Origin of the sequence: Tenacibaculum aquaeponti, assembly GCF_052084715.1 — a bacterium.
Classification (GTDB): Bacteria; Bacteroidota; Bacteroidia; order Flavobacteriales; family Flavobacteriaceae; genus Polaribacter.
Genome location: NZ_CP197288.1, coordinates 3369687 through 3389756, shown reverse-complemented (window position 1 = coordinate 3389756; position 20070 = coordinate 3369687). Strand labels below are relative to the sequence as shown.

Here is a 20070-nt window from a genome sequence, read left to right as displayed (position 1 = left end):
TTTATTGTTTAGAGTTAATTGATTCATTTGTTTTCGCTTCTTTACTCTTAATTTTATTAAGTTCGTTTTTAGCTTCTTCATTAAGATCTTTAAACTGAGTAAAATTTTTCACGATATTATCTAAGATATATGTAGCTTGGTAAGCATCTTTTAGTTTATAATAGTTCTTTGCCATTATAATGTAACTCTTTACTCCCCAATATTGATATTTAGAGTAATTTGCTATTAAATTCTGAATTTCTTCATTTGAACTTTCATAAGCTTCTTCTTCATGTAAAAAGAATGCTTTGTAATATAATGTTTCGGCTTTAAGTTCTCCTGTAGCTGTATTATCTAAAGCACTGTAATAATCTTGAGCTGTTGTAAAATCATTTGTTTCAATAGCAGAACGTGCTAAAATAATTTGAGCATCTTCACCAACAACCTGATCTATTTTACCATTAGTTAATACTTTCTCTGCATAAGTTACTGCCTTTTCATAATCTTTTCTATCATAATATCCTTTCATTAAATTACTTTGAGCGAAAATTAAATTCTGATCAATATTACCTTCTTGTTCTAAGCGCTCTAACAAAGGAATTGCTTTTTTCCAATTCTCCTTCTCTAAATATAATTGACTTAGTTTAGCTAAAGCTTCTTCTGAAAACTCATTAACTCCTGCTTTAATCACATAAGCATAATGTGGAACAGCATTTTGTTTTTTTGTTCCGTTAAAGTATAATTGACCTAGATAGAAATTTGCTTTTAAAGCATGAATTCCGTTAGGAAAATCTCGTAAATATGTTTTAAATCCGCTAATTGCTCTTACTTTATCATTTTCTAAAAATTTATTTTCCGCAGCTTCATAAGTTGTGTTGTCTATATCACTATTAGATACATTTACAAAATCGATAGTTTTTACCCAAGCCGCATATTCATTTACTTTTCCAGTATCTACATAAACATTTCTTGCACTAGCAACTGCTTGTTTAGCTTCATTAGAATTTGGGAATTTTGCAACTACTTCTTTAAACTTTATAAGTGCATCTCTATTATTTCCATTATTATACTCTAATAATCCTTGGCGTAATAACACTGTTGGCACATAACCACTTTGGCTATGCTCCTCTAACAATTGATTATATGCCTTTTTAGCTTGATTTGCGTTTCCTTTAGAAGTATATGTAATTCCTAATTGATACAGTGCATCATCTTTTAAATTTGAAGCTGGATAATCTTTAATCAACTTTTTTAAATCATTTATTTTCTCGCTACTATCACCAATTAAACCATCACTCATTGCTTTTTGATATTGAGCATAATCTGACCCTGCACCTCCTTCTTGGATTACCTTATCATACGCTTGCATTGCTTTTCCGTAACGTTTCGTAGCATAATAAGAATCTCCCAAACGATTTGATGCATCATCATTTAAATCGTTTTCATCAATATTTTCTTTCAAAAATTCTTCAAAGTATGTTGTAGCATTATCATAGTCCTTTTGCTTAAAAAAAGCGTAGGCTATATTATAGTTTAAGTATTTAGCTTCCTCAAAATTTGAATTTTCTATTTTAGAGAAAGATGCAACAGCATTTTCATAGTTTCCTAACAAATAATTAGTTTCACCTAGCCAATAATGACCTTTATTTTTAATTGTATCATTTACCGCATCGGTAGCAATTAAAAAATGTGGTAATGATTTTTTTAGTTTTTGTTCGTTAAATAATTGGATTCCTCTGTATAATGAAACTTCGTTTGCTAAAGCATCATTTTCTGGATTTTGATTTGCTCTTAAATAGTCTATAGCACCTTGATAATCTTGTTGATTTAAATAAGAAGTAATTAATAATCCAGAAATTTCTTTTGAATTTTGTGATTGTGGATATTTTGCTAAATGTGCTTTTAAGACATCTGGAACACTTTTGTACGGGTTACCTTCTTCGTAACTTAATTTCGCATAATTAAAATCAGCATCTGCAGTAATTACAGGATTGAAATTCATTTCACTTGCATTTTTAAATGCATTTAAAGCTTCATTCTTCTTACCTGCTTTTAAATAACATTCTCCTAAATGATAATAAGCACTCTGAGCAACACTATTTTGACCGTTTATAATTTTATTAAACTGCCCGATTGCGCTTTCGTAATCTTCTAATTTATAGTAAGAATATCCTAAATAATAATAATCAGTATTTGTCCATTTTCCTTTTTTCCCTTCATATTGATTCAAATAAGGAACAGCTTTATCATATTTTTCTAAGTTGAAATAACTTTCTCCAATAATTTTACTGATATCTGATTTTTGTTTTTCCTTAGCTTTCGGAAAAATCTTTTCTCCAATTTGAGCTGCTTTATCAAACTTTCCGCTTTTAAAAGCCATATCTAACAGATAGTAGTTCGCTTCAGACTTATAAGTTTCATTATCTGATAATTGTTGTAAATTATCTTCAGCCTCTCCGTAGTTTTCTTGTCTATACGCTATATATCCGTAGAAATATCTTGAATCATTTCCATATCTAGGATCTCCCAATAACTTTGCAAACTTCTTTTTAGCATCTTCAAAATAGTTAGAAACTAAAAGCGCATAACCCATTTTATAATTCAGTTCTTTATTCTCTTCAACATTTAATAAAGCAGGATTTACTTTAGAATACCATTTTAAAGAATGTGAAGCTTTTCTATTTGCGAAATAATAATTTCCAACATTTAAAAAAGCTTTTTCCTTTTTACTACTGTAAGGATGTTTTTTAACAAAATCGAGCACTTTTTTATCTGCATCTGTCTGATTAAGCTTAATTGCGCACATGGCATCATAAAAATCTGCATCGGTTTGTAAATTGTGTTTCGCCGTATTTTCTGATACTTCTTTGAATACTCTTTGTGCCCCTGAATACGCTTTATTATTATACAAAGTTATCGCTCTGTGAAACCTTGCATCAATATTAGTTTGGACTTCAGTGTTTTGCCCTTCAACATTTAAAAAACTTAAAAAGTAACAAAGTGTTATAAATAAATATTTATATTTCATTTTAGAATTTATCTTTGTATCGTTCCCTGTAAGATAACGCTATTTTTTTTGTTTTGTTTGATCAATAATCGCCAAAAATAAAAAAAGTGGTTTAAATTGATAATAAATAATAGATTTGTAAAAACTTTCTTTTTATGCAAGAGCCAATACTGCATTTAGAAAATGCAGATATCTACCAAAGAGACATTCTGGTTTTATCGAAAATTAACTTCACCTTAAATAAAGGTGATTTTTACTATTTGATTGGTAAAACTGGTAGTGGAAAAAGTAGTTTATTAAAAACATTATACGGAGATCTTAGACTACAACGTGGTTTAGGTAGTATTGTTGGTTTTGATTTAAAGAAAATGAAAGAAAAAGACATTCCTTTCTTAAGAAGAAAACTAGGAATTGTTTTTCAAGATTTTAAGTTATTAAATGACCGTAATGTTTTTGATAATCTTGAATTTGTTTTAAAAGCTACAGGCTGGAAAGATAAAAATGAGCGTAAAGAGAAAATTTACGAAGTTCTAGACAAAGTAGGTATGAAAGAAAAATACTATAAAAAAACTTTCGAACTTTCTGGTGGTGAACAGCAACGTGTAGCTATAGCTAGAGCCTTACTTAATGATCCTGAATTAATTTTAGCAGATGAGCCTACTGGTAATTTAGACCCTAGAACTTCTTTAGAAGTAATGGAACTTTTAAATGAGATTCATAAAAGTGGAAAAACTATTTTTATGGCCACTCATGATTATCAGTTAATTGTAAAATTTAAGCAAAAAACGGTAAAATGTGAAGGTGGAAAACTATTTGAAGTTGTTCAACAGACTCCGCCTCCAAAAAACCAGAATAAAAAAGAAAACGAAAACACTTAGTTATTGAAGAAAAAGATTTTTGTTGCTGTTACTAATGATATTTCTACAGATCAAAGAGTTCATAAAGTTTGTACTTATCTTTTAAAAAACAACTTTGACGTTTTGGTATATGGTAGAGTTTTACCCTATACTATTGAAATTGATCGACCTTATAAAATAGTTCGAAAAAAACACTGGTTTAACAATAATTTTCTTTTTTACGCTGAATATAATGTTCGATTATTTTTCTATTTACTTTTTCATAGATACACTTACATCTTATCTAATGATTTAGATACATTACCTGCTTGCTTTTTTGCAAGCTCTTTAAAGCGAAATACACAATTAGTATATGATAGTCATGAATTATTTTCTGAAGGTCCTGAATTACAAGGACGTAAATTTGTACAAGGGTTTTGGCGGAAATTAGAATACTTTTTCTTACCAAGAATTAGAAAATCTTACACTGTTAGTCAATCTATTGTTAAGTTTTACAATGATCGACATAACAATCATATGGGACTAATTCGAAACTTACCTCAACTTCACAGAGAAATTATTGAAGAAAAAGTAAGCTTTCCTACAAAAAATAAAGTGATTTTATATCAAGGTGTATTAAATCCGGGGAGAGGAATTAAACCCATGATTAAGGCTCTACATTTACTTTCTGGTATTGATTTAGTTATTATTGGCTATGGGAAAGTAGAACAAGAATTAAAAGATTTTGTTCAATTAGAAAATCTAGAATCAAGAGTTCATTTTTTAGGTAGAGTTGCTCACGAAAAACTACCAAACTATACAAAACTAGCAGATCTTGGTATGGTATTAGAAGAACCTCTTGGCAAGAGCTTCGAATTTTCTTTACCTAACAAATTATTTGATTATATTCATGCTGAATTGCCATTAATTTCTGGTAATCTACCTGAAATTATCAACATTGTTAACACATACAATGTTGGTATTGCTGTAGATTCCTATCAACCTGAAGCTATAGCTAAAGCTGTTTCTTCTATTCTTAATAACGAAACATTAATTAATGAAATAAAGCAAAATCAAAAAATAGCAAAAGAAGAATTATGTTGGGAAAAAGAACAATTGAAATTAGATTCATACTTTAATTAGTTACATTATAAAAACTAAAGTTTCCATAATCATTCCTACATTCAATAACTTAGAAAAGTTAAAGCAATGTATATTTAGCCTACAAATTCAAAGCTATACAGAATTTGAAGTTTGGATAATTGATGGAGCTTCCACAGATGGGACAATAGATTTTTTAAAGACATTACCTTCAAAGTTTAAATTTATATCAGAAAAAGATAATGGTATTTATGATGCCATGAATAAAGGAATTGATTTAGCGCATGGAGAATGGTTATATTTTATGGGAGCTGATGATAAACTGTTCTCTAATCTTACATTATTTTCAATATTTTCTTCAAAAAATTTTGATGATACGAAATTAATTATTGGTAATGTTACCTATGATGGAAATCAAAATTTTAACTCTAGTTTTTCTAGTAAATTATGGATCAAAAACACATTACACCATCAATCTGTATTCTATAAAAAGACATTATTTAAAACACGAAAATACGACACTTCGTTTAAGGTTTTATCAGATTATCATTTCAACTTGTATCTGTACAATAAAAAGATTAATCACATAAAAATCAATGAAACTATAGCTATATGTGGCGCTGAAGGAATTTCAAAAAACTATGATTGGAATTTATACAGAGAAGATATTCGTTTAAAAATTAAAAACTCAAATACTTTATTTACTATTTTTTTCTGGATTTTAGGAATATCTAAATATCTGTTTAGAACATTAAATAAAAAACCCGCTTCAAAGTAGAAGCGGGAAATTGCTATGAAAAACTATGAAAAAGAAACTTTAAATACGTCTCTGGCAATGTAGACGGAGCTTTATCTACCTTCTTACAAAACCTTTTTGACTTTAACATTTCTTTCACATTTATAGTTACTTACTTCAGTTCTTTTAACATCCAAACATTACAACTTGAATGTCCCGAATTCCCTAATTGTGTATCTAAAATTTTAAATCCAGATTCTTCGTACATAGCTATTGCTTTAGAAAAATGTGGTAAACTTTCTAAATATATATTTGTGTATCCTAATTCTTTAGCAGAATTAATACTCTTTAGCATTAATTCTTTCCCTATACCTTTTCCTCTAATTAAATTAGAAATATAAAACTTTACCAATTCACAAACTCCTTCTTCTAAACCATCTGTAGGATAAATACCACAACAACCTACAGCTTTTCCATCTAGTTCTGCAACCCATAAAATTGCTTTTGGGATATTGAATAATTCAAATAAATGATCTGTCGATTCATCTGAATATACTGTTCCTGTTCTAGGCGCATCGAACTCTTCAATTGTATTCCTAATTACCTTTGCTAAAAATGGATTATCTTCTGACTTTACTTTTCTATAAATTACACTCACTTTCGAAAATTTTATTACTAAGATAAAACAAAAAAGCAATCTCAAATGAGATTGCTTTTTAATATTGTCACTTAAAATTTATTATAATTCTAAGTTTGCATTATTTGTTTTTACAGCATCAGCAGAAGCAGCTAAGTGTTCTTTTTCAGCATCACTTAAGTTAATTTCTACTATACTTTCGATACCATTTCTTCCTAACACTACAGGAACTCCGATACATAAATCAGATAAACCGTACTCTCCATCTAATAAAGCAGAACATGGGTAAATCTTCTTTTGATCACAAGCAATTGCTTGAACTAAACCTGATACAGCTGCTCCTGGAGCATACCAAGCAGAAGTACCTAATAATCCTGTTAATGTAGCACCACCAACTTTAGTATCTTGCTTTACTTGCTCTAATCTTTCTTCTGATAAGAATTCAGAAACTGGAACAGAGTTACGAGTAGCTAAACGAGTTAATGGAACCATACCTTTATCAGAGTGACCTCCAATTACCATTCCGTCTACGTCAGAAATTGGCGCTTCTAAAGCTTCAGCTAATCTGTACTTGAAACGAGCAGAATCTAAAGCTCCTCCCATACCGATAATTCTATTCTTTGGTAATCCAGTAGTTTTATGAACTAAATATGTCATTGTATCCATTGGATTAGATACTACGATGATAATTGTATTTGGAGAATGCTCTATTAAACTAGAAGAAACTGATTTTACAATACCAGCGTTAATTCCTAATAATTCATCACGAGACATTCCTGGCTTACGAGCGATACCAGAAGTAATAACACAGATGTCTGAACCTGCAGTTTTGCTGTAATCTCCTGTAGTTCCTACGATTTTAGTATCGAATCCGTTTAAAGAAGCAGTTTGCATTAAGTCCATTGCTTTTCCTTCAGCAAAACCTTCTTTAATATCTACTAACACAACTTCTGAAGCGAAATTTTTTATTGCAATGTACTCAGCACAACTTGCACCTACGGCACCTGCTCCAACAACTGTTACTTTCATTTTATATATTTTTATTGAAAATTAATAATCTAAGATGAGCAAAAATAGCTATTTAACTAATGATATAAAAACAAAAACTCATGGAAATGACCATGAGTTTTTGTTTTTTATATTTTATTTTAGACTATTATTCTTTAGCCTTCATTTTTGTATAATCTAATACATATTGACTAAAATATCGCCACTTTATTTTCTTAATAGGATTTTTCTCCATGAACTCCTTACAATCTCCGAATAACTCTTCATATTTATCATCTAAATCTTTCTTACGCAACCAAAATATTTTACCATCTTTTTTTACATAATATGATTTTGCCAAACCTCCTGCTACATTGAATCCGAAAGCTCCTAATTTTGTAGTTTCTTTTGCATTTGGGTCACCAAAAACCTCTATATACTTACTAAAAGTTGGGTTTATTAGTTGCATCATATACTCTTTCTCTTTCTTTTTGTTTTTTAATGATACTTTTTGATTTTTGAAATAAATATATCCTTGATTAATTACATCATTATCCATATCAGATCTTTCCCATTGACGAACATCATACACATGTCTCCATGATTTTGTGAATTTTTCAAATCCACTTGGGTATAAATACATCTCTTTTATCTCATCAGATTCTAATTTTATTTTTTTTCCTGATTTTGCTTCTTTTAATTTTATATAATAAATCTGACCTTTCTTTCTATCAACATCTTTCTTAAACCCTTCTATTCTAGTTCCGTCTTTCAGAACAACTATCGATTTCTTCTTCCCTGAATAGCGATTGTAAACTTTATCAAATAGGTCTTTTCCGTTACCTTCTTTTTTTTCTTTTTTCTCTTCTTGGCTATAACCTAAGAAAGTAATTAATGATAATGTGATTAATAAAAATTTAGTCTTCATAATGTATTTTAACGTTAAGCTTGCTAAATTAGTTAAATATTTGAAAAACAAAAAGTCTAGGAAATCCCCTAGACTTTTCATTTAAAATTTATCGCTTTAATATTATCTAAAACTAAAAGCTATACCTGCACTAACTGTATTGTACTCTTGTAACGTGTAATCTGCAAATATTTTAAAGAAACCTAAACTTAAACGTGTTCCGATTGTTGCTCTCATACTACCAGCTGAAAATTCTTGTTTAATTGGATCTTTAAAATCAGCTCTTACCCTTTGAGTAGAACCTGATACATCATAAATAACACTATAATCTCCTAAAACATCAACAGTAGCATTACCTCCACCGTATCCTACTGCTCCATAAAAATTAATTATTGGAAAATTTAAAGATGCTAACAATTGAATTGTGTAGGAGTTTAACCTGAACTGAGTTTCAGCATTTCTTACAATAAAATTAGCTTCAGTAGAATCTTCAATTTGTCCATCAACATTCATATTTGTATAAGTCCCCATTACAGCCAAATGTAATGGTAATTTATCTAGGGGTCCTAAAATATCTGTAATTTCTTTCTTTAACCCTATTCCAAAAAGCGATCCTTTCACATCATCAGAACCTACTTTGGGAACAAAACGTACAGAAGTCTCTAATTTCCATGGCAAACCTACAGTTACTTGAACCGCAGGCGCAGGAACTAAACTTCCAGGTAAATCTTCTTTAAACCCTTCTGGTAATTCTAATGGGACATCTACAGTTACATTATCTACTGTAGTACCATTACCTACATCTATACCAGAAACTGTAGTTTGTAGTGTTAGTGTTCCACCATCTCCTTCTCCAAAAATTGTTGGAGCTGTTTCCGGAGAACTTATTATTGTTGAAGTAAGCCCTAACGCAGAAATTTGATATGTTTCTCTTTCAGAAGGCACAAATGATCCACTTGCTCCAATAGTAATATCAAAACCAAATTTCTTGTGTACTTTGGCTGTATGAAACCAGCCATTATTCATGCTATAAATTAGACCTTCTAAAGCTGGCGCTGAATAAGCATTTGCTATTTTATTAGCGTCTCCAGCTGCTTTAACTAAATTTTCGATTTCTTGAGAAAAACTGCTAATTGCAGAACACATAAAAAGTGATAGTAAAACCTTTTTCATTGTATATGGTATTAGTTAGTTTTTGTAAAAATATAAAAACTATCTTCAAAATTACTACCAACTTTTAGGTATTTAACCTAAAAAACTATAAGTGATTCTCCTAAAAGGATTCTTATTTTTTTTAGCTTTGCTTTGATGAAAACTATTTTACAATCTAAATATACAGTTCCTGTTTTTTTAATATTACTTATGTTAGTTAATATACTTCAAGGCTATTCTACTGAATTATTAGCAGATGAGGCATATTATTGGGCATATAGTAAAAATTTAGATTGGGGATATTTTGATCACCCTCCAATGATTGCTTTATGGATAACTATTTCTAAACTATTTTTTAGCTCTGGAGAATTAAGCGTTCGTTTTTTCTCATCGATATCATTAACTTTTTCTTTTTACTTTGTTTGGCTACTTATTAAACATCCTTTAAAAAGAGAATATACTTGGTTGTTTTTATTATTATTAATTACAACTTCTTTATTTAATGTTTATGGCTTTATAACTGTCCCAGATACTCCTTTGGTTTTCTTTTTTTCTCTATTCTTAATTGGCTATCAAAAATACATTCTTCAAAAGAATTTTAGTAGTTATGCAATTTTAGCAATAGCAATGGCCGGTATGCTTTACAGTAAATATCATGCTGTATTAATTATATTCTTTGTACTGCTTTCTAACCTAAAAGTTTTAAAAGACTGGAAAATCTGGTTAACAACTTTAGCTACAATCATCTTATTTTCTCCTCATTTGTATTGGCAATATGTTAATGATTTTGCTTCAATTAAATATCATTTATTTGAAAGAAATACTAAAAGTTACAGAATTGATTATACAACAAATCATATTTTAAATCTTATAGCAATTATAGGACTTACCTTTCCTATTGTTTATTTAGCTTTCTTTAAGAGGTTAAAAATAAAGGATCAATTTGAAAAAGCTTTACGTTTTTTAGTTTTAGGATTTGCCATATTCTTCTTTATATCTTCTTTTAAAAGTAGAGTACAAGCACAATGGGTTGTTCCTATATCTATCCCCTTGATAATTATCCCTTTTTATTATTTAATTGATAACCCTAAGAAAATAAAAGCTTTTAAAATTCTAGCTTTTATAACAATAGTTGTAACTATAGCTTTACGAATTATTATTGCCAATGACGGACTAGTACCTAAACAATTTGAAATGCATGGAAATAAAAAATGGGTACAAAAATTAGACAATACATTAAAAGGTAATACTCCTTTATTTCTTAATTCTTATCAAAACACGTCTATTTACTGGTTTTACTCTGGTAAAAAACCTCTTCAAATTAATTCTTGGAACAGTAGAAAAAACCAATATGATTTATATGATTACAATAAAAATTTTAACCTAGAAAAATTTTCTCTTATCACATTTAACAGAACTGGTAACGCAACAGATTCAATTATTAAGAAAAATAAAAGTTTACTATTTATTGAACATAATATTATTGAATATGTAAAAAGGGGAAATGCTACATTTGAATTGAACAATCCTGTAGTTAACAAAGAAAATAAGAGTATTATTAATGTTTCTTATAATACAGAACTAATTTCTGAACTTAAAAACCTACAACTATATATAGTATTTAAGTACGAGAGATCTAGAAATATTACTCAAGCAAAATTAATTGACAATACAATTGTATTTACAACACCAAAATTAAATTGGTCTCCTTCACACATTCAAATAGTAGGAACAACAAACCCTAAAGTTCCTCCTTTGAGATTTAGCCATATGGTTGAATGTTCGTACAAAAAATAAATAATATTTAAAGAAACTTATACTTATAAAGTTTCTTTAAATACCTTTTGAAATAACATCTTGTATAACTTGTAGAATAATGTCCCTAGAATAATACCAGAAACATATCCTGTAGAAACATCTATAGGATAGTGAACTCCTAAGTATAATCTACTATATCCAAATACTAAAGGAAATAAAATTAACAAATAGATATACTTTATTCTCTTACGCAAGAGTAAAATAATAAAAGTTGTAAACGTTGTTGATAAAGAAGCATGACCAGACCAAAAACTTTTCCCTCTAGGTTTGTATGAAAACTGCCTTAAATACTCTTGCATTTCAATAGCATTACATGGTCTTGTTCTTCCTGTTAAATTCTTAATCAAGTTTGTAAATTGATCAGAAAAAGCCACAAAAATTGCTATAAACACTAAAGTAAATAATGTTTTTTTAACACCAAATTTCCATATCAATAAACCAAGTATTACAACAAATAACGGTATCCAATTAAATTGATGTGTAATCCACAACCATAAATTATCCCATTGTTCGTTTCCTAGGTTATTCAGATAAATTAAAAGCGCTTTGTCTTTTTCTATAAGCGCATCGAGCAAACTATTTTCCAACTTTAAGAACTTCTATTTCAAAAATAAGATCTGTATTCGGTTTAATTACCGGTAAACGACCAACTTCACCATATCCTAAATAACTCGGAATGAAAAGACGGGCTTTCTCTCCTTCTTTAAGTAACTTAGCACCTTCTTTCCAACCAGCTATTAATGGATAATTAGGATCATTAATAGTAAAAGTAAAAGGTTGATTCTGGTCTCTACTTGATGCTATTTTATTTCCTAAGTCATCTTGTAACATGTAGTGAACTGTAGTTGGTAAATCTGGATTTACCTTATTACCTGAAGTCTCTTTAATTTTCAATATTTTAAGCCCAGATTTAGTAGTAATAGCACTATAATAATCTAACTCTTTTTTAAGATTCTCTTTTGCTATTTTAATCTTTCTCTCTCTTTCTTTCTTACGCTCTTCTGAATTTGACAACTCTGTTAAAAACACTTCTGGAGCATTAAAGTCTTTAGCTTTTTTTCCTACTCTAATAATTTCTACTTTGTTAATGAAATCATTTTGTACGATGGTATCTACAATATTTTGGCCATAAGTTACTTTTCCAAAAACAGAATGTTTACCATCTAACCAAGGAGTTTCTTTATGGGTAATAAAAAATTGAGCTGAATTTGTAGCTGGACCAGAATTTGCCATTGATAAAACTCCTGCACTATCGTGCTTAAAAATTAACTCTCCTTTTTCGTTTAAAGGAAATTCATCATCAAAACGATATCCTCCACTACCTCTTCCAGTTCCTGTAGGATCTCCTCCTTGAATCATAAAATTTTTAATAACTCTGTGAAATTTAATTCCATCATAAAAAGGCTTCCCTTTTAAAGAGTCTGTTACTTTAGGGTTATTTCCTTCTGCTAAAGAAACAAAGTTAGCTACAGTCATTGGAACAATTTCCGAATGTAACTTAATTAAAATATCTCCTTTATTGGTTTGAATATCTGCATATAACCCATCTTTCAACTCTGGATACTTAACAGTTTTACAAGATGAAAATATAATTACTACTAATGATATTATTAAAAACTTTATTGATTTCATATTTTAAAATTAAAAAAAGAAAAGACATTGATAAAAATAACCAATGTCTTTTTAATATTTTTATTAGTGACCGTGTCCGTCTCCTTTAGTGTGTCCGTCTCCTAATGGTGCTGGAGGAACAACTTCTAATAATTCTACATCAAAAACTAATGTTGAAAAAGGCTTTAAAACTGGTCCTCTTTGTTGATATCCGTAAGCTAACTCCTGAGGAATAAAGAACTTATATTTAGCTCCTGGCTTCATTAACTGTAAACCTTCAGTCCAACCTTTAATTACTTGTGTAACTCCAAATTCAGCTGGGTCTTTTTTAGGTTCCATTGTACTATCAAAAACAGTTCCATCGATTAAAGCTCCGTGATAGTGAACTTTTACTTTGTCTGAAACTTTTGGAGCATCTCCACTACCTTCTTTAATTACTTGATATTGCAATCCACTAGCAGTAGTTTTAACTCCTTCCTTAGTTTTATTTTCTGTTAAAAACTTTTCATTTTCTTCCTTATAATCTTTGAAATCTGCCTCTGCTTTTTTCTTCATTTCTTCTTCTCTTTTCTTCATTTGATCCATTCTTAACTTTTGAAAATAGCTACTAATTATTTTCTCAGCATCTTTTCTATCAATTAAAGTAGCGTTTGAAGAATCTCTTCCTTCAGAATACCCCTGAATATATAAGTCTGGATTTAATTCTTTTGCAGCTGCATCTACACTCATTCTCATTGCTGTGTTTAATCCAATAGCATAACTCACAGTGTCTATATATGTATCTAGACTAGCTTTTGTTTTTACTTGATTATTGTTACATGAAACAATAGTCATCCCCATGGCTGCAACAGCCAAAACTTTAGTTAATTTCATTATTTACTTTTTTAATGTCGATTAATGTTAGTTTGCTTTTTAACGTTTGATTCATTCTTATCTTACCTCCATCACCTGTAACTCCATAAGCTCTGTAAGAAGGAATGACAAATGTAATAGTTTCTCCCTTTTTCATCAACTTTATTCCATCTTGTAATGCTGGTATAAAATCTTCTTTATCCACCTTATACTCTATTGTTTGTTCATCGTATAATGGAGTATTATAAAAATCTGTAATAGTATATCGAATAGTTACTACATCTCCTTTTTTAGGTGTAGTAGAGTTTAACGTGTCCTTTTTATTGTACATATACCAAAAACCATTTGGAGAATTTAAATAGTTGTTTAAAGTATCTTTAGCTAAACTATTTTCTATTTGTTTCTTCTCTAATTGATTCAGTTTTATGTTTTCTTCTATTACTTCTTTATAAAAATTAGAAGTAGTATGTTTTTTAGGTCTCCTAGCTTCTGGTGTATTACAAGCTCCTAAAAAAACACATACAATTAGTATAATAATCCACTTACTACCCATAAGAATTAGATAAGTCATTTTTATATTCTGGTAATAATGATGTAAATTTCTCAATAGTTTCCTCAATATTTACATCTGATCTACCTCCTGCCGCATTATCATGTCCGCCTCCATTAAAATGATTTCTCGCAAATTTATTTACAGAAAAACTACCTTTTGATCTAAAAGATATTTTTACAATTCTTTGCTCTACGTCTTCGATAAAAATAACAGCAAATACAATTCCTTTAAGAGATAAGGCATAATTCACTACACCTTCTGTATCTCCTTTTTCGTAATTAAACTCATCTTTGTCTTTTTGAGTTAAAGTAATGTAAGCTGTTTTATACTCTGAAATTACTTTCAAGTTACTTAATGCTCTTCCTAACAACATTAATCTACTATGAGAATTGGCATCATAAACATTATTATGAATTCTATCGTTTTTAGCCCCTTTATCTATTAAGTCAGCTATAATTTTATGTGTTGTACTAGTTGTAGAGCGAAAACGAAAAGATCCTGTATCTGTCATTATTCCTGTATACAATGCAGTAGCTATACTCTCATCTATAAGATCTAAATCATTGAACATTTCAATAAAATTATAAACCATTTGACAAGTAGAAGACATTGCTGTATCTGAATACATATATTCAAAATTGTCTGGTTGCTGATGATGATCTATTAAAGCAAAATCATTTTCATATTTCTCTAACGTATTTTTCATATCATCACCTACTCTATGTAAAGCATTAAAATCTAAAAGAAAAATAATATCCGATTTAGCCAATGCTTTTACACTTTGATTGTTTTGACGATCAAAACGATATATAGTTTCAACTCCTGGTATCCAATGCAGAAAATCAGGGAATTCATTCGGCATTAAAACCTGTGTTTTATGTCCTTTTTTATCAAAATAATGCTTTAGTCCTAAGGTAGATCCAACAGCATCTCCATCAGGATTTTTATGTCCTATTATTACAATACGTCTAGACGTTTCAAGGTACTTAGAAAGCTCTTTAAAATTCTTTAGAATCATAGACAGCGAATATACAATTTAATATTCTTTTAAAAATTTAATAAAATCTTATTTGTTTATTTGTTCATCATTTAAAAATAATCATGAAAAAAATATTTCTACTACTTCTTAGCATTTGTTTTAATTCATCCATTTATAGTCAAAATGATTTCACCATTGCTTTCGGCTCTTGCAACAAACCTTCAATAGAGAACTTATTTTGGGACGATATAGTATCTCTAAACCCAAATGTTTGGATATGGGGAGGAGATAACATTTATGCGGATACAGATAACATCCAAGAAATGAAAGCTTTTTATAAAGCACAATGGAATCAAAAAGGATACAAAGAATTAACAGAAAAAGTTAAGATTTTAGGTACTTGGGACGATCATGACTACGGAAAAAATGATGCTGGAACTGAATATGAAATGAAAAAAGAAAGCCAACAATTGTTTTTAGATTTTTTACAAGTGAGTAAATTAGACTCGAGAAGAAAACGTGAAGGTGTTTATCATTCTGAAATATTTAAAACTAAAAAAGGATCTGTAAAAATTATCATTTTAGATACACGTTATCACAGAAGTTCTTTAACAAAAGATAAGAATAGCAGTCAAAAAAAATATATTTCTAGTAAATTCAATGAAGGAACTATTCTTGGTAAAAAACAATGGAATTGGTTAACTAATGAATTAAATAATTCAAAAGCTGATTTCAATATTATCATGAGTAGTATTCAAGTAATTTCTAGTGAACATCGATTTGAAAAATGGGAAAATTTTCCTCATGAAAGAAAACGCTTATTTGAATTAATTAAAACTTCAAAAGCTAAAAACACAATATTATTATCTGGAGACAGACACATTTCTGAATTCTCTAAAATTAGTATTAAAAACTTACCTTATCCTTTAATCGAATTTACTTCCAGCGGATTAACTCATGCTTATAAAGGATTTAAAAATGAATTAAATAGCAATCGTATTGGAAACGTAATCTTTAGAGAAAGTTTTGGGGTTTTAAAATTTGATTTCAAAAAGAAAAAAGTGAGTTTTCAAATGCGTAGCGATGGAAATGCCATTTTACAAGAATTCTCACAAATTTATCCTTAACTTGCTAGTAACATTAAAAAGCGTATTTTTGCGCGAAATTAAAATAGACAAAAAAATAAAATGGCAACAAATAGAACTTTTACAATGATTAAACCAGATGCTGTTGAAAACGGACATACTGGAGCTATATTAGAAAAAATTAATGCTGCTGGATTTAGAATTGTAGCTTTAAAGAAAACGCAAATGACTAAGCGTGATGCTGAAACTTTTTATGCAGTACACAATGAGCGTCCTTTTTTCGGAGAATTAGTTGAATTTATGACTCGTGGTCCTATCATTGCTGCTGTTTTAGAAAAAGATAATGCAGTTGAGGATTTTAGAACTTTAATTGGTGCTACTAACCCTGCTGAAGCTGCTGAAGGAACAATCAGAAAACTTTATGCTACCTCTATTGGAGAAAACGCTGTTCACGGTTCTGATTCTGATGAGAATGCTGAAATCGAAAGCAATTTCCACTTTGCTGGTAGAGAGATGTTCTAAGAACATAAAAATATTAAACAAAAAACTCGCTATTTTTCATAGCGAGTTTTTTTATACTTTTAGTTAATCTTTTAAACTAACATTAATTTTCTAATTACATCCTCACCCATTTCATGGTTAAGCATATTGATAATTTTCTCTTTACCGTAACTCAATTCTTCTCGTAACACAGAAGAATTTAATCTGACGATTAAAATGCCATTTTGAAGTTTAACTTCACTAGTATAAGATTGTACACCTGGGCCCATTAGCTTTTCCCAAGCTTCTTCTATTTTTATTTTTTGAAAACCTTTTTCTAACTTATTCTCTTTAATAAAGGCTCCCATTAAATCTTTTATCGAAATACTATTATTTTGTCTTTTTGCCATAACTAAAGATTAAAAATCTGATACGGTTTATTACTTTGTTTGATTACATTTTCAGTTCTTTCAAAATGCGTGTCTGTTATAAAAATTTGACCGAATTCATCATTATTTACTAAATTAACTATTTGTGCAACTCTATTTTCATCAAGTTTATCAAAAATATCATCTAATAACAATATTGGTATTAATTCAGATTGCTTTTTAATAAACTCAAACTGAGCTAATTTTAAAGCGATTAAATATGATTTTTGTTGGCCTTGAGAACCAAACTTCTTGATCGGATACGAACCGATTTCAAAAGTTAAATCATCTTTATGAACCCCTGCAGAAGTATACTGCAAAATTTTATCTTTCTCTAATTGTAAATCCAATAAATCGTTAAAAGATATTGTATTCAACTGACTCTTGTAAGATAAATTCACCTGTTCATTATCGTTAGATATCACTTGATATTTCTCGTTAAAAATTGGAGTAAATTTCTCTAAAAACTCTTTTCTTTTCTTATGAATTTCTTCTCCATATTGAATTAATTGTTCATTATACACTTTTAAATTCAATGCATCAAAAGTTCGATTAGCTGCAAAGAATTTTAACAATGCATTTCTTTGATTTAATACTTTATTGTATGCTATTAATGAAGACAAATACTTTTTATCTTGTTGAGAAATAACACCATCAATAAATTTTCGACGAGTTTCACTTCCCTCTATAATTAAATCTCTATCAGCAGGTGAAATAATAACTAAAGGAAATTGACCTATATGATCTGAGAAGCGATCATAAACTTTACCATTTCGCTTCAATACTTTTTTCTGACCTCTTTTTAAAGAACAAATAATTTTTTCAGAACGTTCTTTCACCAAATAATCGCCTTCAACCATAAAAAAATCTTCATTATGTCGAATATTCTGACCAGCAACTGGATTAAAATAGCTTTTAGCAAAAGATAAATAATAGATTGCATCGAGAACATTAGTCTTTCCCACACCATTGTTCCCCACAAAACAATTAATCTTCTTTTCGAAATTAAATGTTTGGGCTTCAATATTTTTAAAATTCACTAAAGATAATTTCTGTAAATACACTACACTATTCGTTTTCAGACAGGAAATGCAAAATAACGAAAAATCGTCTTTTAAAATTCAATTAAAAAAACTATTTTTGCGCCACTAATTTTATAAAAGTTATGGCAACATATAAAAAGCGAGGATATAAACCTAAGAAAGAAAAGGTTGTAGAAGAAGTTATTGAAGACACATTTGATGAATCACAAAGTGATGTAGCAAAAACCTTTGAAGGACTTGATGAAGTTGCCAATAAATCTGAACAATGGATTGAAAAAAACAGCAAGCCATTATTTATTGGTTTAGTAGGTATTGCTGCATTAATCTTAGTGTATTTAGCTTTCAATAAATTTATTTCTGAACCAAACGAAGTAAATGCATCTAATGAATTAGCTTACCCAAGATCTTTCTTTGACCAAGCAGAAAAAGCTGCTGGAGCAAAAGCTGATAGTTTATATAACTTAGGTTTAAAAGGAGGTGCTGATGGAAAATACGGATTCATTGATATTGCTAAATCTTTTGGTGGAACTAAAGCTGGAAACTTAGCGAATTATTATGCAGGAATTACATACTTAAGGCAAAAAGATTATAAAAATGCAATATCTTACTTAAGTGAATTTAATTCAGATGATGAATTATTAGGACCAACTGCTTTAGGTGCTATTGGCGATGCTTTTGCTGACATTGATCAGGCTGATGAAGCTTTAGAATATTATGAAAAAGCTGCAAATAAGAAAAGTAACGAATTTACTACTCCTATGTTCTTATTTAAAGCAGGGCAAACTGCCATGAAATTAGGAAAGCACGAGCAAGCTTTAGGGTATTTTACTACAATCAAAGAAAAATACGCTACTACTCAAATAGGTAGAGATATTGATAAGTACTTAAACAGTGCCAAATACGCTAAATAACATAAATGGCAACAACAAACTTATCATATTACGATAAAAATACAATCCCAAATGCGAAAGATTTTCGATTTGGGATTGTTGTTTCAGAATGGAATCCTGAAATTACAAAGAATTTACATAAAGGAGCTATCGATACTTTAATCGATTGTGGAGCAGAAGAAAAAAATATTGTTTCTTGGGATGTCCCTGGTAGTTTTGAGCTAGTTTATGGCTGTAAGAAGATGATCGAAACTGAAAAACTTGACGCCATTATTGCTATTGGAAATGTGATTCAGGGAGAAACCAAACATTTCGACTTTGTTTGCGAAGGTGTTACTCAAGGTATTGTTGATCTTAACACAGCTTATGACGTACCTGTAATATTTTGTGTATTAACAGACAACACGAGACAACAATCTATTGATCGTTCTGGTGGAAAACTAGGAAACAAAGGTATTGAATGTGCTGTAGCTGCAGTAAAAATGGCTGCATTAAAGAACATCGGTATAAAAAAGAAGACTGTCGGTTTTTAAAAGAAACTTTTAAAAAAATATGTTAAAATAGCCAAGTTACACACTTGGCTATTTTAATTTCATAAGTATACGATTTGATAGCTTATCTTTTATTCGTAATTTTGAATTGATATGTTTTTTGGTGTGGTTTTTGAATTGATACCTTAAATTTTAAAATCAATTATTATGTTAGGATGGAGTAAATTTAAAGGAAAGACTCATAATGTTTTTGAGTACAAACCTCGTTATTATAAGGGAGATGGAAATCCTTATGAATTCAAACACAAGTTTGATGAATACAGAACCACTGTTGGAAAAAAGAAAAACTTAAAAGAGAAATTTACGGCAGCTATTAACGAATTTAAAACTTCAGAAAACGGAGGAATAAACAAAACTATCATTATTATTGCCTCTATCTTAACTTTTATATTTTTATACGTGATAGATTTTGATCTATCTATATTTTTTAGCAAATAA

Annotated in this window: 21 protein-coding genes; 9 read left to right on the top strand and 12 right to left on the bottom strand. The window is 29.4% G+C overall.

The genetic code is table 11. The annotated features are described in order from the left end of the window. Nucleotide 1: 1 nt before the first annotated feature. Complete coding sequence (locus tag ACSIGC_RS15490) at nucleotides 2–3007, bottom strand: tetratricopeptide repeat protein (RefSeq protein ID WP_442265682.1); 3006 nt, start codon at nucleotides 3005–3007, stop codon at nucleotides 2–4. Between the two features lie 134 nt (nucleotides 3008–3141). On the opposite strand from ACSIGC_RS15490, the gene ACSIGC_RS15485 reads away from it, so the two are divergent. From ACSIGC_RS15485 to ACSIGC_RS15475, 3 genes are read left to right on the top strand one after another with little or no spacing between them, the layout of a single operon-like run. Then, nucleotides 3142–3864 (top strand): cell division ATP-binding protein FtsE, encoded by a 723-nt coding sequence (locus ACSIGC_RS15485; RefSeq protein ID WP_442265681.1) that lies wholly within the window; start codon nucleotides 3142–3144, stop codon nucleotides 3862–3864. 3 nt (nucleotides 3865–3867) lie between these two features. Continuing rightward, nucleotides 3868–4965, top strand: coding sequence for a glycosyltransferase (locus tag ACSIGC_RS15480; protein ID WP_442265680.1), 1098 nt, complete (start codon nucleotides 3868–3870; stop codon nucleotides 4963–4965). After that, a complete protein-coding gene (locus ACSIGC_RS15475) occupies nucleotides 4949–5701 on the top strand; it encodes a glycosyltransferase family 2 protein (protein WP_442267772.1) in 753 nt (250 codons plus the stop codon). Before ACSIGC_RS15480 ends, ACSIGC_RS15475 begins: the two co-directional genes overlap by 17 nt. A gap of 130 nt (nucleotides 5702–5831) precedes the next feature. Here the strand turns inward: ACSIGC_RS15475 and ACSIGC_RS15470 are convergent, their stop codons facing one another. The 4 genes from ACSIGC_RS15470 to ACSIGC_RS15455 form a co-directional block, all read right to left on the bottom strand. Continuing rightward, nucleotides 5832–6317, bottom strand: coding sequence for a GNAT family N-acetyltransferase (locus ACSIGC_RS15470; RefSeq protein WP_442265679.1), 486 nt, complete (start codon nucleotides 6315–6317; stop codon nucleotides 5832–5834). A gap of 81 nt (nucleotides 6318–6398) precedes the next feature. Further along, complete coding sequence (gene mdh / locus ACSIGC_RS15465; protein WP_095073642.1) at nucleotides 6399–7325, bottom strand: malate dehydrogenase; 927 nt, start codon at nucleotides 7323–7325, stop codon at nucleotides 6399–6401. Nucleotides 7326–7452: 127 nt separating this feature from the next. Further along, nucleotides 7453–8211, bottom strand: coding sequence for a hypothetical protein (locus tag ACSIGC_RS15460; RefSeq protein WP_442265678.1), 759 nt, complete (start codon nucleotides 8209–8211; stop codon nucleotides 7453–7455). Between the two features lie 102 nt (nucleotides 8212–8313). Beyond that, on the bottom strand, nucleotides 8314–9363 hold the full coding sequence (locus tag ACSIGC_RS15455; RefSeq protein ID WP_442265677.1) for a DUF6588 family protein: 1050 nt from the start codon (nucleotides 9361–9363) through the stop codon (nucleotides 8314–8316). A 135-nt stretch (nucleotides 9364–9498) separates the two neighbouring features. Between ACSIGC_RS15455 and ACSIGC_RS15450 the strand changes: the two genes are divergently transcribed. Next, nucleotides 9499–11139 carry an ArnT family glycosyltransferase gene (locus ACSIGC_RS15450; RefSeq protein WP_442265676.1) on the top strand — a complete coding sequence of 547 codons (1641 nt, stop codon included), beginning with the start codon at nucleotides 9499–9501 and terminating at the stop codon, nucleotides 11137–11139. A 23-nt stretch (nucleotides 11140–11162) separates the two neighbouring features. On the opposite strand, the gene ACSIGC_RS15445 is transcribed toward ACSIGC_RS15450, so the two are convergent. The 5 genes from ACSIGC_RS15445 to ACSIGC_RS15425 all read right to left on the bottom strand — a co-directional run bounded on the left by ACSIGC_RS15445 (nucleotide 11163) and on the right by ACSIGC_RS15425 (nucleotide 15194). Next, a complete protein-coding gene (locus tag ACSIGC_RS15445) occupies nucleotides 11163–11747 on the bottom strand; it encodes a phosphatase PAP2 family protein (protein ID WP_442265675.1) in 585 nt (194 codons plus the stop codon). Then, nucleotides 11737–12792 (bottom strand): peptidylprolyl isomerase, encoded by a 1056-nt coding sequence (locus ACSIGC_RS15440; protein ID WP_442265674.1) that lies wholly within the window; start codon nucleotides 12790–12792, stop codon nucleotides 11737–11739. Before ACSIGC_RS15440 ends, ACSIGC_RS15445 begins: the two co-directional genes overlap by 11 nt. A gap of 63 nt (nucleotides 12793–12855) precedes the next feature. Further along, nucleotides 12856–13644: an FKBP-type peptidyl-prolyl cis-trans isomerase gene (locus ACSIGC_RS15435; RefSeq protein WP_442265673.1), complete on the bottom strand. Its 789-nt coding sequence runs from the start codon at nucleotides 13642–13644 to the stop codon at nucleotides 12856–12858. Then, nucleotides 13631–14194 (bottom strand): gliding motility-associated peptidyl-prolyl isomerase GldI, encoded by a 564-nt coding sequence (gene gldI / locus ACSIGC_RS15430; protein ID WP_442265672.1) that lies wholly within the window; start codon nucleotides 14192–14194, stop codon nucleotides 13631–13633. The genes ACSIGC_RS15435 and gldI overlap by 14 nt, the downstream gene beginning before the upstream one ends. After that, complete coding sequence (locus tag ACSIGC_RS15425; protein ID WP_442265671.1) at nucleotides 14169–15194, bottom strand: DHH family phosphoesterase; 1026 nt, start codon at nucleotides 15192–15194, stop codon at nucleotides 14169–14171. The genes gldI and ACSIGC_RS15425 overlap by 26 nt, the downstream gene beginning before the upstream one ends. Nucleotides 15195–15277: 83 nt before the next feature. Between ACSIGC_RS15425 and ACSIGC_RS15420 the strand changes: the two genes are divergently transcribed. After that, the gene (locus ACSIGC_RS15420) at nucleotides 15278–16282 is read left to right on the top strand and encodes an alkaline phosphatase D family protein (RefSeq protein WP_442265670.1); all 1005 of its coding nucleotides are present in this window, start codon (nucleotides 15278–15280) and stop codon (nucleotides 16280–16282) included. Between the two features lie 60 nt (nucleotides 16283–16342). Next, nucleotides 16343–16762 (top strand): nucleoside-diphosphate kinase, encoded by a 420-nt coding sequence (locus tag ACSIGC_RS15415; RefSeq protein WP_095073662.1) that lies wholly within the window; start codon nucleotides 16343–16345, stop codon nucleotides 16760–16762. Nucleotides 16763–16833: 71 nt separating this feature from the next. Here ACSIGC_RS15415 and ACSIGC_RS15410 read toward each other — a convergent pair whose 3' ends face one another. After that, nucleotides 16834–17130 (bottom strand): DUF721 domain-containing protein, encoded by a 297-nt coding sequence (locus tag ACSIGC_RS15410; RefSeq protein ID WP_442265669.1) that lies wholly within the window; start codon nucleotides 17128–17130, stop codon nucleotides 16834–16836. Between the two features lie 2 nt (nucleotides 17131–17132). Then, a complete protein-coding gene (recF, locus tag ACSIGC_RS15405; protein WP_442265668.1) occupies nucleotides 17133–18212 on the bottom strand; it encodes a DNA replication/repair protein RecF in 1080 nt (359 codons plus the stop codon). A 101-nt stretch (nucleotides 18213–18313) separates the two neighbouring features. On the opposite strand from recF, the gene ACSIGC_RS15400 reads away from it, so the two are divergent. The 3 genes from ACSIGC_RS15400 (at nucleotide 18314) to ACSIGC_RS15390 (ending at nucleotide 20070) form a co-directional block, all read left to right on the top strand. Next, nucleotides 18314–19102, top strand: coding sequence for a tetratricopeptide repeat protein (locus tag ACSIGC_RS15400; RefSeq protein ID WP_442265667.1), 789 nt, complete (start codon nucleotides 18314–18316; stop codon nucleotides 19100–19102). Nucleotides 19103–19107: 5 nt separating this feature from the next. Continuing rightward, nucleotides 19108–19614, top strand: coding sequence for a 6,7-dimethyl-8-ribityllumazine synthase (gene ribH / locus ACSIGC_RS15395; RefSeq protein WP_442265666.1), 507 nt, complete (start codon nucleotides 19108–19110; stop codon nucleotides 19612–19614). A gap of 165 nt (nucleotides 19615–19779) precedes the next feature. Then, a complete protein-coding gene (locus tag ACSIGC_RS15390; protein WP_442265665.1) occupies nucleotides 19780–20070 on the top strand; it encodes a riboflavin synthase subunit beta in 291 nt (96 codons plus the stop codon).